This window comes from Clostridium sp. YIM B02555 (genome assembly GCF_022320955.1).
Lineage (GTDB): Bacteria > Bacillota > Clostridia > Clostridiales > Clostridiaceae > Clostridium > Clostridium saccharoperbutylacetonicum.
Map to the genome: position 1 here is coordinate 150197 of NZ_JAKJJY010000007.1, position 17026 is coordinate 167222.

General features: G+C 27.9%; 17 protein-coding genes and 2 pseudogenes. 16 read left to right on the forward strand and 3 right to left on the reverse strand.

Annotated elements, in window-relative coordinates; translation table 11 throughout:
• Positions 1 to 68: 68 nt before the first annotated feature.
• Both L3B98_RS12260 and L3B98_RS12265 read left to right on the forward strand, forming a co-directional pair.
• A complete protein-coding gene (locus L3B98_RS12260; protein ID WP_238916829.1) occupies positions 69 to 2171 on the forward strand; it encodes a hypothetical protein in 2103 nt (700 codons plus the stop codon).
• Between the two features lie 150 nt (positions 2172 to 2321).
• Positions 2322 to 3377, forward strand: coding sequence for a TIR domain-containing protein (locus L3B98_RS12265; protein WP_238916830.1), 1056 nt, complete (start codon positions 2322 to 2324; stop codon positions 3375 to 3377).
• Between the two features lie 457 nt (positions 3378 to 3834).
• Here the strand turns inward: L3B98_RS12265 and rnhA are convergent, their stop codons facing one another.
• On the reverse strand, positions 3835 to 4287 hold the full coding sequence (gene rnhA, locus L3B98_RS12270; RefSeq protein ID WP_238916831.1) for a ribonuclease HI: 453 nt from the start codon (positions 4285 to 4287) through the stop codon (positions 3835 to 3837).
• 89 nt (positions 4288 to 4376) lie between these two features.
• On the opposite strand from rnhA, the gene L3B98_RS12275 reads away from it, so the two are divergent.
• The 6 genes from L3B98_RS12275 (at position 4377) to L3B98_RS12295 (ending at position 8975) form a co-directional block, all read left to right on the forward strand.
• A complete protein-coding gene (locus L3B98_RS12275) occupies positions 4377 to 5153 on the forward strand; it encodes a nucleotide-binding protein (protein ID WP_238916832.1) in 777 nt (258 codons plus the stop codon).
• Positions 5154 to 5289: 136 nt separating this feature from the next.
• On the forward strand, positions 5290 to 5421 hold the full coding sequence (locus L3B98_RS28920) for a hypothetical protein (RefSeq protein ID WP_275298408.1): 132 nt from the start codon (positions 5290 to 5292) through the stop codon (positions 5419 to 5421).
• A 202-nt stretch (positions 5422 to 5623) separates the two neighbouring features.
• Positions 5624 to 7033, forward strand: a complete 1410-nt coding sequence (locus L3B98_RS12280; RefSeq protein ID WP_238916833.1) for an HRDC domain-containing protein — start codon at positions 5624 to 5626, stop codon at positions 7031 to 7033.
• A 68-nt stretch (positions 7034 to 7101) separates the two neighbouring features.
• Positions 7102 to 7743: a DUF5710 domain-containing protein gene (locus L3B98_RS12285; protein WP_238916834.1), complete on the forward strand. Its 642-nt coding sequence runs from the start codon at positions 7102 to 7104 to the stop codon at positions 7741 to 7743.
• 113 nt (positions 7744 to 7856) lie between these two features.
• Positions 7857 to 8186: a hypothetical protein gene (locus L3B98_RS12290; RefSeq protein WP_238916835.1), complete on the forward strand. Its 330-nt coding sequence runs from the start codon at positions 7857 to 7859 to the stop codon at positions 8184 to 8186.
• Between the two features lie 132 nt (positions 8187 to 8318).
• Positions 8319 to 8975, forward strand: coding sequence for a leucine-rich repeat domain-containing protein (locus L3B98_RS12295; protein ID WP_238916836.1), 657 nt, complete (start codon positions 8319 to 8321; stop codon positions 8973 to 8975).
• A gap of 318 nt (positions 8976 to 9293) precedes the next feature.
• Here L3B98_RS12295 and L3B98_RS12300 read toward each other — a convergent pair whose 3' ends face one another.
• The gene (locus tag L3B98_RS12300; RefSeq protein ID WP_238916837.1) at positions 9294 to 10370 is read right to left on the reverse strand and encodes a GIY-YIG nuclease family protein; all 1077 of its coding nucleotides are present in this window, start codon (positions 10368 to 10370) and stop codon (positions 9294 to 9296) included.
• Between the two features lie 216 nt (positions 10371 to 10586).
• On the opposite strand from L3B98_RS12300, the gene L3B98_RS12305 reads away from it, so the two are divergent.
• The 7 genes and pseudogenes from L3B98_RS12305 to L3B98_RS12335 all read left to right on the forward strand — a co-directional run bounded on the left by L3B98_RS12305 (position 10587) and on the right by L3B98_RS12335 (position 15946).
• On the forward strand, positions 10587 to 11177 hold the full coding sequence (locus L3B98_RS12305) for a hypothetical protein (protein WP_238916838.1): 591 nt from the start codon (positions 10587 to 10589) through the stop codon (positions 11175 to 11177).
• Between the two features lie 413 nt (positions 11178 to 11590).
• Positions 11591 to 11839: pseudogene (locus L3B98_RS12310) on the forward strand (PD-(D/E)XK nuclease family transposase); the annotation flags it as partial.
• Between the two features lie 125 nt (positions 11840 to 11964).
• A pseudogene (locus L3B98_RS12315) lies at positions 11965 to 12531 on the forward strand (Rpn family recombination-promoting nuclease/putative transposase); the annotation flags it as partial.
• Between the two features lie 199 nt (positions 12532 to 12730).
• Positions 12731 to 13048, forward strand: coding sequence for a nucleotide pyrophosphohydrolase (locus tag L3B98_RS12320; RefSeq protein ID WP_015394103.1), 318 nt, complete (start codon positions 12731 to 12733; stop codon positions 13046 to 13048).
• Positions 13049 to 13238: 190 nt separating this feature from the next.
• Complete coding sequence (locus L3B98_RS12325; protein WP_238916839.1) at positions 13239 to 15173, forward strand: DUF2075 domain-containing protein; 1935 nt, start codon at positions 13239 to 13241, stop codon at positions 15171 to 15173.
• Positions 15174 to 15257: 84 nt separating this feature from the next.
• Entirely contained in the window at positions 15258 to 15512 is a 255-nt protein-coding gene (locus L3B98_RS12330) for a hypothetical protein (RefSeq protein WP_238916840.1), read from the forward strand.
• Between the two features lie 20 nt (positions 15513 to 15532).
• On the forward strand, positions 15533 to 15946 hold the full coding sequence (locus tag L3B98_RS12335; RefSeq protein ID WP_238916841.1) for a hypothetical protein: 414 nt from the start codon (positions 15533 to 15535) through the stop codon (positions 15944 to 15946).
• Between the two features lie 332 nt (positions 15947 to 16278).
• Here L3B98_RS12335 and L3B98_RS28925 read toward each other — a convergent pair whose 3' ends face one another.
• The gene (locus L3B98_RS28925; protein ID WP_015394100.1) at positions 16279 to 16407 is read right to left on the reverse strand and encodes a hypothetical protein; all 129 of its coding nucleotides are present in this window, start codon (positions 16405 to 16407) and stop codon (positions 16279 to 16281) included.
• Positions 16408 to 16536: 129 nt separating this feature from the next.
• Here L3B98_RS28925 and rpsU point away from each other — a divergent pair, with 129 nt between their 5' ends.
• Positions 16537 to 16713 (forward strand): 30S ribosomal protein S21, encoded by a 177-nt coding sequence (gene rpsU / locus L3B98_RS12340; RefSeq protein WP_008418503.1) that lies wholly within the window; start codon positions 16537 to 16539, stop codon positions 16711 to 16713.
• The last annotated feature ends 313 nt before the right edge of the window (positions 16714 to 17026 follow it).

Below are 17026 nucleotides of genomic sequence, written 5' to 3' on the forward strand. Positions count from 1 at the left end.
AGTTCAAGAAGATATATGATGTAATTAGAGAAATTATAAAGTAGCAAGTAATTTATAAAAGTAAATCTATGAAAAGAGGAATAAGTGTTTTGAATCAAGATTCTCAAATTAATATTATGGAACTAATTAATTATTTAAGTTCATCTAAAGTATTTATATATACTTTAATTATAGCAATATTCTGCTTACTTGGTCTAGGAGTTTGCAAATGTAAAACAGAACATAATAGAAAGATATATTCTGCTATTATATTTATTATAACAGCTATCATGGGCGTTTTATTGTATTTTATTGGGTATAAGGAAAGTAATGGAAGGTTTATATCTGGTTTTAGAGCTATAATTAGCACTGCACGCATGTTTTTTTTAGATTATGACTATTCAGAAATAAAAAATACTTCTAATAGTGTATCGATTATGAATTCAGTTTGGTTTTTACCAATTTATTGGGCAGTGCATGTTTTAGCATTGATATCATCTATTTTTGGCATATTAGCATTATTTGGGCGTCGAATTATAGAAAAAATGATATTGTTTTTTAATGTTCGCAAAACCCAATATGTTATATGTGGAGCAAATTCAAAATCTTTATGTTTAGCTAATAGTCTAATTTCAAAAAAAAATAGAGTAGTTGTTATTATAGATATTAATGCAAATGAAACTATTAGTAAAAATATCTGTGATTTAGGGGCGATACTGATAAAAGAACGGATTTTGAATAGAGGTGCTATTAATAATAAATTATTAAAAAAAATAGGCTTTTTTAACAAATATTTAAGAGCAAATATAGAACTTTTATTATTGGAAGATGATGAAATATATAATATTAGTATAGCTAGGGCAGTCATAAATGTTGCCAATGAAAATAAAGTACCTAGGAACAAATTAAGGATATTTATAGAATTAAATAATAATATTATATCAAGAGATATTGAAGAAACATTAAAGAGTGATATAAACTACGATATTAATATAGTTAGTGAAGCTGATATAGCAACACGAAAACTTATGAGGGATTATCCTATATTTGAAAGACTTGATATTGATACAAGTACGTCAACAGTAAAGGACAAAGAGTTTACAATCCTAATTATAGGGTTTGGTAAAATAGGTAGAGATGTTTTATTTAAAAGCATATGCAATGGGCAATTCATATCTAAGGATAAAAAAGCAGTGCAATTTAATGCAATAGTAGTTGATAACCAATGGGAAAATAAATCATGGCAGTTTAGGAATGAACATAAATATATAGAAAAACAATATCCTGGTATAACATTTAAAAATTATTCATCACAAAGTGTTGAATTTTTTGAATTACTTAAAGCAAGAATAGATGATATTAATTACATAGTTATAGCAACAGAAAATGATTATAACAATCTAGAACTTGCACAGAGTATACAAACCTTTGCTATAAATAATAATATTGATTGGGGTAAAAAAATTATGGCTGTGCATATGCGCAATCAATCCAATCTTTTTACGAATAAAGATGAGAATGCAGTTTTTAAGTATATAAAGTTTTTCGGTGAGTATGAAAGTATATTCACTGAAGAAATAATAATAGATGAATTAATAGATAAATTAGCAAAGAAAGTAAATGAATACTATAATTATAGGATTAAACAACAATTGGAATCGGATTCTGCGATGGAATTTGATAATTGGAAAGAACTTAGTCTATTCAATAAAAATACAAATCGCGCAGTGGCTGCACATTTAAGTACTAAATTAGCATTATTAGGATACAAAATAAACAAAAGTAATACAATTAGTCATTTTAGGAAAGATTCAAAACTTAATGATTATGCAAATTATGAGCAGCTTGAAAATCTTTCACGCTTAGAACATTTACGTTGGAATGCGTTCCATTTTGTGAATGGGTGGACACAATTTACATATGAAGAAATTGAACAAATGAAAAAAACAAAGGATGTTAAATTAGGATATAACGATAGAAAAAATTATAAGAAAAGAAAACATGCTTGTTTGGTTCCTTGGGAAGAGTTAGCTGATATTTCACATATTTTTAGTTATAAGGGAAATTTGGACATAGATTTAAAAGAAATGTATCCCAATATTAAAGATTTTCAGCTTGAAGATCTAAAACAAATATCAAATATTCCTGAAATTTTAAGTTTCGCTGGAATAAGTGTCAAGAAAAATAATTAAATCAAATAAAAATAAGGAAAACAATTATTTTGATATTTTTTCATCTATATATATTATGGTTTTACACAACATTTAAATATCAATAAAATAGTAATATATAATGAAAGTTACTTAATATGAAGATAGTATAATTTACAATGGAGGATTAAAATGCAAGAAAGTAGTAATAGTGAAAAACAAGATTTAACACCAAAAAGGCCATTAGTTTTTATAAGTCATGACACAAGAGATGCTGAAATATCAGAAGCATTTAGCAAATTGTTAAGTAGTGTTAGTGCAGGTGTGTTAAAGTCATTTAGAACATCAGATAAAAAAGGAAACCAGGGTATTGAATATGGTGTAGAATGGTATCCAGAAATAATGAAAAAGTTGCAAGAAGCAACAAGTGTTGTATGCTTACTGACGGATAATAGTATTAATAGACCTTGGATATTGTTCGAGGCTGGTGTTGCTAAGGGAAAATTAGATACATCAATTTTAGGTATCTGCATAGGAATTCCTTTAAGTAAAGCTAATAGTGGTCCATTTGCTCAGTTCCAAAATTGTGGAGATGATGAAGATTCATTAACTAAATTAGTGTTACAGTTAGTTAAGACGATACCAAATTCTGAACCAGATGAACAAGTTATAAAAGGACAAGTGAATTTATTTAAAGAAAAAATAAATTCAATATTAAAAACTGATATAAACAAAGGTAAAATTAAGAATATAGATAAATCTGTAGATGACAATATAGGAAAAGAACTTGCAATTGCAGGTCTATATGAAGAAATGAAAATAATGTTAAAAGATTTGCCAGCAAGAATTCAAAGTAACTTAAGCTCAAATAATGATATCAATAAAAGAAGTAGAAAGGTAATACCAATGAGAGTATTAGATGAAATGATTGAGTACAGTTCACGTTTCAATATAGATACTGGCATAAAAATGATTCTAGGTTTATGTAGAAACGATTTCCCTTGGATATATGAAATAGGTATTGAAGCTTTAAATATTTCTAGAAGCAATTCATCATCTAGGATAGAGGATGGATTTATGAATTTTCAAAAGACATTAGATATTACCCGTAAATTTATGATACTAGGCTCTGATGATGAGTATTATAATTATATATTTGATAGGCTTTATAGAATGATGAGAGATTATTATGAGGATTTTATGATGAGAAAAAGATCCAAAAGAGAGATTACAGAATCTATAGGATAACAATTTTAATTTAACTCTATTCACTAAAAAAGAAAGTTCGCTATAAAGAGAATATAAATAATTATGATACATCTAAAAGTATTATTGATATAAATAATTGATATGAAGTAAATAAAAAAAGACTTAAGACTCGTGTGTCTTAAGTCTTTTTTGGCATTACATTGAAAATTAATGGAGATACATATGATATTGATGAATTAAAATGGTAATAAGAACTTAATGCTAAAATCTAAAATGAAAAAACTATCTGCAAAAGAATGCTTTTTTATTGAATTAACATAAAACTAACCTCTGGAATAAATTGACATACTAAATAATTTTGCTCATTTGTAACCATAAAATTTTCTCAGTAGTTTTGCCACTATTTTATAAAATGATCGTAGGCTACGTGATTATTTATGTCAGTACTTTCTAAGTTGCAATAACTATATCGCTTTTTATAAATAATCATGCGTATTTAAAAGCCAATAATTTCATCCATAGCCATATTAGCTAATTCATCGCACCTATTGTTATATTCATTATCACTATGCCCTTTTACTTTATTAAATGTTACCGCATGAATTGACAATAACCTTAATAATTTTTCCCATAATTCTTTATTCTTAACTGCTTGTTTTTTGCTATTTTTCCAGCCATTTTTTATCCAACCATATATCCATTTCTCATTTATTGAATTTATGACATAAGCAGAATCTGAATATAAATTCACATTGCATGGTTCTTTCAACATTGATAAAGCATCTACAACTGACTTCAATTCCATTTCATTATTAGTAGTATTGAAGCATGAGTACTTAACTTCTTTGCACATATTTTTATATATTAATATTATGCCATACCCTCCAACATTATTATCTACTCCGTTCCCTCTACATCCACCATCAGTATATATAGTTACATCTTTCATCTCTTTACATCACATCCTGTCTTTCTGTAGAATTAATTGGATTATTATGTTATAATTGTATTATTATTATATCATATTGGAGTGAGTTTATGAAGAAATATAAAGGTAGTTTTGAACAACTAAAACAAATTGTTGAATCTACAGGTATTAATGGTCAATGGGATTCTGCAAACTTTGGATACAAATTTACATCTGATGATGGTGCTATTCTTAATTGGTATAACACTACTGGAACTATTAATTATCAAGGTAAAGCTATACCTAAAGAAATATTGATTAATGAACTAAGTAAAGTTAAGCCTTCAAGTTTTTCATCCAAGATTCAAATATCTACTAATCCTATAAATATAAAAAATTCTGAACATATTGTTCCACATGAGATTGAAAAACAAACTAGAATTTTTATTGTTCATGGGCATGATACCAATTCTAGGACTGAATTAGAACTTTTTCTTACAAAACTAGGATTAGAATCATTTGTTCTCCAAAATTCTAGTGGCGGTGGACAAACAATAATTGAGGTTTTAGAATCTGAAATAGGAAAACAATCAACATATCAACAATTCGGTATAGTTCTTTTAACACCAGATGATGAAGGATATAGCATTAAAGAAGGTGATGTTGCCAAACGTAAACGTGCAAGACAAAATGCTGTTCTTGAAATGGGAATGCTTATATCTGCATTAGGAAGAAAAAAGGTTGCTATTCTGAAAAAAGGTGATTTGGAAGTTCCATCTGATGCCGATGGACTATTATATATACCATATGTAAATAGCATAAATGAAGTTAGAAATAAAATTCTTCAGAGGCTAAATGAGTCTGGAATAAAAATAGAGTCAGAAAAACTAATAAATGCATTATATTAAAAGCCATGAGAGTAATGTTAATGAATTAAAATTTGAAATAAATAGTGAAAATATTGAGGTTGATAAAGTTCATTAATATCAAGGAAGAGAAAAGAAGGGCATAATAATATCTACAGATACAGATGAGAGGGATAGAATGAAGGATGAAATTTTGGGGAAATATAATATACCAATATTGAGGTTACCTACTAATGGTAGTGGAGAAGAAGAGAAGCTCAAGAATAAATTAATTCAAATACTTGATATTAATATCATATTAGAAAGATAGTTTAATAAATCTAACTTAGAAGAAGTTCTAGTGTTAGATTTATTTTTTATGACAAAAATTCAAAATGGATAATTACAAAAGATGGGAAAATAAGGGCGATTATGTTATAATTTTCTATAATAATCATTTTATTATAAAATCTAGAAACAATTAAATAAGTGATAATAAAAATTAAATTATTGAAAGCAGGGTTTGGTGTAATATGGGATTAATCTCGAATTTATTAAATATAGAAAAAGCACAATTTAAAACTATAATAAAGCCAACAGCAATTAAAGAATTTGGAGCAGAAAATGATAATATAAAAGTCCTAGATGAATTATTATCAAAGTTGAAGAGTGATGAGAAAAAAGAATTGGTTAATAAAGAAATAAAAGCAATGAAGAGAGGATTACAAGGTGAAAAAACAGTTGACTTTGAGTTGAAAAATTGTGTTTTACCATTCTTATACTTGCATGATGTAAGAATTGAATATGATGAACGATCTTCTCAAATTGATTATTTGGTTATAACAAAGAAATATATTTGTGTTATTGAAACAAAGCAGCTTTTAGGAGATGTAAATATAAATAGTGATGGAGAATTTATAAGAGTTTATAAAAATAAAAATGGATATGAGAATAAAGAAGGAATGCTTAGTCCAATTGAACAAAATAGGAAACATGTAAATTTAATCAAGAGAATACTTAAGGAAGTTTTTGAATGTGATAATGTACCTGTTAAATCTCTCGTTATAATGGCTAATCCAAAAGCAATAATAAGAAAAAAATATGCACCAGAAGAAATACAAAATCAAATAATAAGAGCTGAAAATTTAGGAAACTATATTGAGAAGCTAGAGAATGAATTAAAGAAAGCAGTTTTTAAAGAAGAGTCAGCCTTTAAAATAGCAGAGTACTTTAAAGAAAAACACACGCCTATAAATATTGATTATAAAGCAAAGTTTGGAATTACAGAGCAAGATTTTTGTGAGGAAAGTATTATTGTGCAAAAAGATATTGTTGAAGAAAAAGAAATTGAGCCTACTGATTTAAATGCTACAGATAGATCAAGTGAAGTAATTGATGTAGAAATTGAACTAAGTGAAAGTGATAAGGAGCTTGCACAAAAATTAAAACTTTATAGAAATGAAAAGGCTAAAGAAGAAGGGTATAGCGGATTGAAATATCATTATGTTTTTTCAGGTAGTACAATTAGTAATCTTGTGGAAAAGAAGCCACAAACAATTGAACAATTATTTGAAATAAAAGGACTTGGTGAAGTAAAGATTAATAAGTATGGGAATTATATTTTAAAGCTTATCCAAGAGCATGCTTCAAACGGAAATGATAAGAATGAGATAAGTCGTGATGAATTTAATATTGGCCATGAGAACGAAATAAGAACTCAATTAAAGAAATTCAGAATAGAAACAGCTAAAATTGAGAAGATAAAACCATTCATGATTTTTAAAGATGAACAAATAGAAGAATTAATTAAGGCTAAGCCTCAAACAAAAGATCAGTTATTACAAGTAAAAGGGTTTGGTGAAATTAAAGTTGAGAAATATGGAGAAGGAATTCTTAATTTATTTAATATAGATAATAATCGAAATAATAAGACCAACAAGTAGTTTTAGAATTAAATAAAATCATTTTATTGCAAAAAGATTAAATATTAATATGAAATGGAGGAATTAAAATGGCATTATTACTTAATGTCCCATATGCAGAAAAAGAAGAAGCAAAAAAACTTGGAGCTAGATGGAATGCAGAACTTAAAAAATGGTATGTTCAAAACAGAGAAGACTATCCTAAATTTAAAAAGTGGATTTTGAAGGATAAATCGGAGGTAGTCATTTTATGTGACTATGTATATATAATTGAAGGTATACATAATTGTTTTAAATGTGGAAATGAAACTAGGGTTATAGGATTTGGATTAGAAAATTATTATGAATTTGGAGATTATGAAGATATAAAAGATGGATTTGAGTATTATAGTGAAGAAATACATATTGCATCACACATAAATCCAATGCCTAATAATATTTTAAAGTATGTACAAGAAAATTATAATTATAAGCTTAGATATTCTAAAACAGTTGGAAGTTCTTATTATGCTAATTGTTGCCAAAGTTGTGATGTATTGCAGGGAGATTTTTTCTTGTTTGAAGAAGTAGATAGCCCATTTTGGATTGAAGATGAAGAAGCTGCTAAGAAGTTAAAATTATATAAGATAAGTTTAGAATATGATATTTTGGTTGATAATGTTGAAGTAGGATTTGGATCTAATGATTATTTAATTAAAGAATATGGAAAGAGTATTGATATAGAGTTATAAAATGAAAAGATTTAGTGAGATTATTAATAATTGAATTTTGGGATTAAATTATTTGGAAATCTTCTTATTCAAGTCATGAAAGAGCAATAGAGCCCGTTGGAAAAGATGATTATTTGAAGGATGAATACTTCAGTAATAGAGAAGTATTAGTTGGATCGTTGAAAAACAAAGAGCAGCTTGAAGTAAATCTTAAACACAATTTTTATCATATACCTGCTAAGAAAATTAACTTGGCTAAAAATAATGTTAAATATGTTGCGCTGGCACAATCTCAAAACTCATTTGGTAGTGATGGTGGAATAGTGTGGTATGGCAAGATTAAGGATATTCATTTGGTGAAAAGAAATAAGATAATTGAGCTGCCAAAGGATAGTGATAGTTTATATTATAGACTGGAAATTGATAAATGGTGCATACTTGAAAGAAAAATAGAAATAAAGTGACCTGGCATACTATGAAGAAAATGTAGTTAGATTAAATGCCTATTTTATTATTCTGTCGAATATTATTGGTAATTATGTTAAAATATAATAAAATATTAATTTAAAATGAAGGGGTAAAAAGTGGGGGAGAATATGAAAAAGTTAAAATTAACAAAAGTAATAGCTAGTGTATTAGTATTAGCTTCAGTATTATTATTAAATCCAATAGGTGCAAGTGCAGAATGGAAACAAGATTATAATGGCTGGTGGTATTCAGAAGGCGATTCATGGGCTAAAGGTTGGAGATATATTTTTGGAAACTGGTATTATTTCGGTACTTTTGGATATATGGAAAAGAATAAAGATGTAGATGGCTGGTATTTAGATGATAATGAAGTTGGGATAAAATGTATTAAAGCTGGGGAGTTTGATATTCTTAAGTCAACTAGCGGAATTGTAAAATTTAATAGAAATGTCCCTTGGGGTCCAGGAGAAACTGGTATTCCATTAGTTATACCAGGAAAAATAGGAGATATTGAGATAAAAAGCATAGGAAATAGAGGATTTTATAATTGTGAGTTTTTAACAGATGTAACAATTCCAGATAGTGTAACGAGTATTGGAGATAGTGCATTTGAAAGGTGTGTTAGTTTAAAAAGGATAATAATTCCAGATAGTGTGGAAAGTATAGGACGTGATGCATTTTACGCTTGTGATGAGGCTGTGTTTTATGTTAATAGTGAAAAAACAAAACAATATTTAATCAAGTATGGTATATCCCCAAGTAAAATTATATTAAATACTAAATGATGTTCATTAAATAGGTATATAAAAAACTACGTTATTTACGTAGTTTTTTTGATTGTGCCTAACACGGACTATTTTTGAATCTCTAGAATTTCATTAAAATCAACATGCTATTTTTTAAAGTATATATTATTTAAAATCATTTTTATTACTATTTTTATTACTATTCTTTTTTTGAGCAGTTTTACTCTTACCCATATTATCATTGCTATGTTCAGAATTACCCATTAATATCACCACCTTCTTTACTTTTTATTATTTGTAGAAAAAGTTTATGTTATTCATTCATTTTAAGTTAAGAAAAGTATTACAAAGAATGCCTTAAATAATCAGCAATTTGGTTATTAATGCGTCTAATTCTGAATTACATTCCAGATTAAGCAAATTTTCAGGAATTGTAATATAATTACATTTGCTATTTTGTAAATAACTATGTATTATTTGAGTTTTATCTATTTCATCTTTATTAACTTCTATAGGATAGCTAGTAATAGTTTTAAAGTAGTGAATAATATTTATTTTCATAATTTCATTTAATTGTTTAACATTAATATCTTTCATATTATAAGTCTTAGAAAAAAGAACGTTACTTTTCTTAATAAGAAAAAGCTTTATTAAATGCTCATTTAAAGCTTCAATCATAACTATATTGTTATTTTCTTCTGCAAATTTTATAGTCTTTCTATTATTTGTAAGATAGGTTACTGAGGCCATGTAGTCTCTATATTTTGTGGCAGTTTCAAAGTCAAATTTTTCAGAGGCTATTAGCATCTTTTCTTCTATTTCTTTGAGTAAAGTATTATCAGTATCATTAAGTGAGGCTATAACTTTGAAGATGATATTTTCATATTGCTTAGTTGTAGCTGCTATATCTAAGCACATACCAATACACAAGTTTAAGGAGTAGTTCAGACATGAAGTACCATTTTTATAATTATAGTTGCAATTTATTTTATAAAAATCCTTTATGCTTTGAATAGCTTTTTCTGCAGCATTCTTATTTGTATATGGACCAAAATAAAGAGTATGTTCATTTTGATTATTAGTGCTAGAAGTTTCTATACTAGGATATTTTTCTCCTAAATCAATCTTTATATATGTATAAGATAATGGATTTTTCATTAATCTGTTGTATCTTGGCTTTAACTCCATTATTAGCGTGCATTCTAGCATAAAAGCTTCAAATTCTGTGTCAGTAATAATATAGTCAAAATCCTTTAAATTTTTAATGAGCTTTTCAACCTTTGGAGTACGAGATTTTATATTTTGAAAATAAGAACCAACTCTATTTTTTAAGTTCTTTGATTTTCCTACATAGATGATGCCACCAAGGGAATCTTTCATAAGATACACTCCAGGAACTGATGGGAGAGCTCTTATTTTTTCTTTTAAATCCACATTTATTCCTTCTTTCTTCGTATAAAAAATAGTATTCTCATTTAAGGAGAATACTATTTTTATATGATAACTTACAGGAAAGAAAAAGTCTATAAATTCATTTTTTATGCTAAGAGAAATAGCTAAATCTACTTGGCACTGAGTAACACTTCTTAGAATAGCTAATATAATATTAATGACTAGGCTTATAACTGTATTAATATAAAGGAGTATTATATGTATAATAACCAATTTCCCTGTTGTCCTTACTACATGAATCAAGCTGCTTATCCATATTATAATGTAATGCGGAGAAATCCAGCACCAAAATTTGCAGCCTTTAGTGGTACAGTTACAGGGAGTGAAGATTTTTACACAGGTCAAGATGATGCATCAGTAGGCTGCTATAAATTAATATCACTCGAAAACATAGACAGGGGACTGGTGAATTTTGTGATATCACCGAAAACTTACTTTGTAGATCATGAAGTGGTGGAGGTAGGAGACGAGGTAACTGGATTTTACGATGCAAATGCACCTGCTCTTCTTATTTATCCTCCACAATATCCTGCAATTGTTATGGCAAAAGACACAGTATATCAAAATGTTACTGTAGACTATTTTAACAATCAACTTATAAGCAGCGATGGAAATTTAAAACTAAATATTGACATATCTACTGAGGTAATTCTGACAAACGATCAGATTTTTAATAGATCCCCTAGAAATAAAAATCTAATTGTTGTCTATGGACCTACAACCAAGAGCATACCTGCCCAAACTACTCCATATAAAATCATTGTTCTTTGTGGTCAGAACCTTGTATAAAATTACCAGGTACAAACTAAAATTAATATATAGATAAAGAGTCAGATAAGATGAATTAACAAAATCTTATCTGCTTTTTCTTTTTAAATATTTGATACTATAAAGGTTTCTAAAGAGGTTTTTATAAAGAAGCCTATAAAAGTATTAAAGAACTCCTTAGAAAATAGAAATAAAATAACCTAGTATATTGTGAGATAGAATATACTAGGTTATTTTTTGCTTGGAATAGGAACTTATGTGCGTATATTATTTGTGGGATTGGAAATAATTATAGTATAGGCAAATGAGTACTCAAAGCTGATTTATTCTATATTGAAAGATATCTAGAAATAGCTTAAAATTAAAAGAAAGTAGTGAGAATAGTGACAGCGGATAGTAAGACAATAAGTTCTGGCCAAATAATAAAATCTTCTATGAATAAAACTTTAAAAGAATTAAACCTTGAAGATGATTTCCTATTTGCAAAGGTTATGAGTGATAAAGAAATCTGCAAGGAATTATTAGAAAAGATTTTAGAAGTTGAAATAGAAAAAGTTGAAATGGTTGAAGAACAAAAAACTATAGATTTATTGCTAGAGAGTAAAGGCATTAGGCTCGATGTATACGTAAAAGATGAAAATAATACAATTTATAATGTAGAGATGCAACGAGGGAAACATAAAGTGAAACTTAGTTTTAGAGGGAGTCTTAATCTCCCTCTAAAGCTTTAGTTGAACTTATCTAGGGTTGTGCCAATGTTAGCTCCAGCTTTGAAAAAGCTGAAGGTTACAGTGGCTAGACATCAGACAAAAATTTACCTAAAAGATTAAGATATTATCAAGGTAATATTGATTTAGATCTAATAAGCAAAGGGGAAGATTACAGAAGGCTTGCTAAAAGTTATATAATATTTATCTGTACTTTTGATTTGTTTAATAAAGGAAGGCATAAATATACGTTTCAAAATGTATGTTTAGAAGACAATAGTATAATATTAAATGATGAAGCGCAAAAAATAATATTAAATACAAAAGGAATCTTGAATGATTTAAACGAAGAATTGTTAGAATTTCTAGGTTATGTAGAAGATTCAACAGATGATAAAGTAAAGAGTGTTAAAGGAAACCTTGTTAAAAGTATACATAAGAGAGTGCAAGAAGTTAAAAATGATGTTTTGATGGAGGTAGAATACATGACTTTGTTAGAAAGAGATAGAGAGAAGATTGAAGAAGGAATAGAACAAGGAATAGAGCAAGGTGAAAAAAAGAAGGCATTAGAGATAGCATTGGAAATGCTAAAAGACAATGAACCAATTGAAAAAATAATTAAGTATTCAAAACTTAGCAGAGAAGAAATATTGAAAATTAAGGTTTGAAAGTCTTAATTTTAATGCTAAAATTCACAAAAAGCTATCCAGAAAAGGATGGCTTTTTTGCATATAGAAAAAAATTAGTCTATTTATCTTCAAATATGGTAGATATCATGAGACTCGGACATATTAATAAAATATATTTTATGTAAATTTATGTTATAATATACATAAAAACTGGTAAACACTAGAAAGAGTGATGGAAATGAAGGAAACAATAAATAGAATAAGAAAATTTAGAGATGACAGGGATTGGAGTCAATTTCATACACCTGCTAATCTTTCTAAAGCAATATCAATTGAAGCAGGAGAACTTTTAGAAGAATTTTTATGGGATGAGGAAAACTATAATAAGGAGCATGTTCTAGAAGAACTAGCTGATGTTATGGTTTATTGTATACATATGGCTGATGCTTTAGGAGTCGATTTAGAAGAAATAATTAATAGTAAAATGAATAAAAATGAAGAGAAGTATCCAGTTGAGAAAGCAAAGGGTAATAGTAAAAAGTATACACATTTATAAAAAGCAGCTATGCTGCAATTAAGATCAGTTAATTTATAAAAAGCAGCTATGCACTTATAAAAAGAGTGGCTATGCCACAATAAGGAACTTTACTGCAATACGGAACTATTTGTAACCAAGATCATTAAAAATTATAAGCGAGAAGCGCAACCAACATTATCTCATAGCTATAAAGAGGAGTGTATGAAAGGTGATTGTATATCAAGCTAGTAAGAAAGATTTTATGAAGCATGTTACTAATGATGAAATTAGTATTTTGATTGATAGAGAATATAAGAGCAAAATAGGAAAATCTAGAGAAAAAGAATTTCAAGCATGGGATAATTCTATGCTTTATATGTTTAAGGCTCTCAATACTAAGGAAATACCAGATGAGTGTGGAGTTGCTATTGAATATAAAATTCCAGGAACTTCTATGAGAGTTGATTTTATTTTAACAGGACTTGATGAATACGATAAAGAAAATATTATAATAGTTGAGCTTAAACAATGGACATATTTAGAAGAGGTTAAGGAAGAAAATGATATTGTATTAACATATTTGAATAATAGTAAAATTCCAAAAACACATCCATCGTATCAAGCTTGGACATATGCTAATTTAATCGAAGATTATAATGATGCAGTGGAGACGAAATTAATCAAGTTACATCCATGTGCATATTTACATAATTACATAAAGAAAAAAGAAAATGATCCTCTTTTAAGTGAAATATATAATAATTCTTTAAATTTAGCACCTGCATATACACGAGGTGATGCACTAAAATTAAGAGAATTTATATGTAGATATGTTAAAAAGTCAGACCAAGGTAAAGGTATTTATTTTATTGAAGGTGGAAAGATAAGACCTTCAAAATCTCTTCAAGATGCTCTTAAGGTTATGATTGATGGTAATGAAGAATTTATTATGATTGAGGACCAAAAGGTTGCTTTTGAGAGTATTATGCGAACTGTTCGTGATTGCATTAAAAATGAAAAGAAGAAAACCATAATAGTTGAAGGCGGGCCAGGGACAGGTAAGTCTGTTCTTGCTATAAATCTTCTCGTTAAAATTTGCAATAGGAATCTTAACTGCCAGTATGTAACTAAAAATGCAGCACCAAGAAATGTATATTGTGAAAAGCTTAAGGGTAATTATACTCAAAAATATATCAATAATTTATTTAAAGGTTCAGGTGTTTATACTGATACATCTCAAAATGAAATAGATGTTTTAATAGTAGATGAAGCACATAGACTTAATGCTAAGTCAGGTATGTTTAAAAATCTTGGAGAAAATCAAATTAAAGAAATAATAAATACTGCAAAGGTATCTATATTTTTTGTTGATAATAATCAAAGAGTCACTATGGATGACATAGGAAGTATTGAAGAAATAGAGAAATATGCAAGAGCTTTAGAAGTAAAAACTAGAAAACTAAAATTAACTTCACAATTCCGCTGTAATGGCTCTGATGGATACGTATCTTGGCTTGATGATGTATTAGAAATAGCTGAAACAGGAAATTTTGATGGCTTCGAATTTGACTTTGATTTTAGAGTATTTGATGATCCGAGTGAAATGAAGAAAGCTATTGAAGAAAAAAATGAAGTTAACAATAAATCAAGGTTAGTTGCAGGTTATTGTTATGAGTGGGCAACTAAAAAGAAAGAAAATTACAATAAGTATGATATAGAATTCCCAGAATACGACTTTAAAATGAAATGGAATTTAAGTAATAGCCAAACTTGGGCAATTGATAAAGAATCCGTAAATGAATGTGGCTGTATTCATACCTGCCAAGGTCTTGAATTTGACTATGTTGGAGTGATAATTGGACAAGACTTACGCTTTGAAAACGGAAAACTTGTAACAGATTTCTTCAAAAGAGCCAAAACAGATAAAAGCTTAAATGGAGTAAAGAAGTTATACAAAGAAGATAAAGAAAAGGCCCTAAAAATAAGTGATGAATTAATAAAAAACACTTATAGAATACTTATGACTAGAGGTCTTAAAGGCTGCTACATATGGTGCGAGGATAAGTCGCTAGCTAATTATTTTAAGGATAGGCTGAATTCTTTTATGAGGCAAATTGTAGTTAAGGAAATTGAAGGAGAATATATGTACCTATTAAGAGAGTGAGAGAAATTTCACTCTTTTTAAGAAATTGATCAAAAGTAATTAAATAGAATAAAAATTAATTAGAACTAAAAGGAGCTTTAAATAATGAATAAAATAATATATTTTAATAAGATAGCTATTATTACTGTGATAGTAGCTTTATTAGCAGGCTGTGGGGAAAAAACTCAACAAGTAGAAACAAGTCCTTCTAATCAAAACACAGCTAGTGAGGATAAGTCTAGTTCTAATACAGATAAGAAAGAAGAAATTAAAGCTGTTGAGACTCCAAAGCAAGATTTAAAAGAAATTAATATAGATGCAAATTTGAAAAAGATAAACTTGATGATAGTAGTCTCATAGCCTTTGGAATAAGACATATTATGCTTAATAATTTTAAGATTATTCAGTTAAAAGGGAATACAGGTTATATTAAAGCTGAAGATGTTGATGCAAAGGCTTTGTTTTATTTTGGGAGAAAGGTAAATCAGCATAAAAATACAGGTGAATACATTTTTGAAAATGGTTTGTATAAGATTAGAATGGCTTCGGGAGATGAATATACTTTCTCACAAATTAATAAGTTATATGATTTGGGAAATAATAAATATAAAGCAGAAGTCAGCGTTTATGTAGCTTCAAGCGGTTATACTGGAGATTCTCATGGTACTATTGAGGAGTGGAAAGCTAGTGGAGGAGAAATACCAAAATTAAGCAATAAAGTTACTGCAACAATAGAAAAAATTAGTCAAGATGGAAATGAACGCTTTATTTTGACTGAATACAATATAAATTAATAGCTTTGTATAGAAAAAAACAAGCATTTTTAGACGAACTTAGTAAAATATAAATAAATTAACCTAGGATATTCTTAGTGAGATAGGATATACTCGGTTATTTTTTTGTGGGAGTAAGAACTAATGTGCGTATATTATTTATGGAATTAGAAATAATTATAGTATAGGTAAATGAGTGCTCAAGCTTAAAATTATGCTATAATGGAGGGAGTAAATGAGTCATAAAAAAGCTATAAATAATATACATGAAAAGTGAGAGTCCAAATTTTATATTTGGATTCTCGAACTTTCTCAGCGAACGAATGTGAGTCGAGCAGGTCTTACAAAGATCTTTATTCTAATAAAATAGTGTTTTTAGATTTAGTAAAAGAAATGCTTAAAGCACCATGGGCTAATGATTTAAAGGCAACTTCAAGGAAATCTTCTGGAATCACTTCAACTGTAACTTTTCCATTCTCCATTTAGAGCTCAGAATTATTCACTAGAATATAAATTGACAGCATTTTAGTAAATGTTGTATAGTATATTATGAGTTTATATTTGTAAATTATTTTATGGTTTACAGTCCAGTGCCAAGGGAGGGATAAAGCATGTCAGAAATTAAAGTTGGAGAGAATGAATCTCTTGAGCAAGCATTAAGAAGATTTAAAAGAAAATGTTCAGCATCTGGAATTCTTTCAGAAGCAAAAAAGAGACAACACTATGAAAAGCCAAGTGTAAAAAGAAAGAAAAAGTCTGAGGAAGCTAGAAAAAGAAAATTTAAGTAGTAGATTATAAATTATAGTTTTATCAATAATATTAATGATTATAATAAAAAACGATATTACTTATTTTAAAAAGTAATATAAGCGTTTTGTGTCTCGGAAGCATTTTTGGGGAAGATAAGAATTTGCAGATAAAATTGCTAAGTTTATCTGAATATTAAAAGAATTAAAGTATTAGCCTAAAGTGGAAAGTATTTTTAATAAATTTCTACTTTAGGTTATTTTTATTATTTTAAGGAACTTCAATATATAGTTCTTCAGAAGTATCCTAAGGGAAGACATAATTATTTGTATAAGCTAGGAGTTTAAGAGGAAC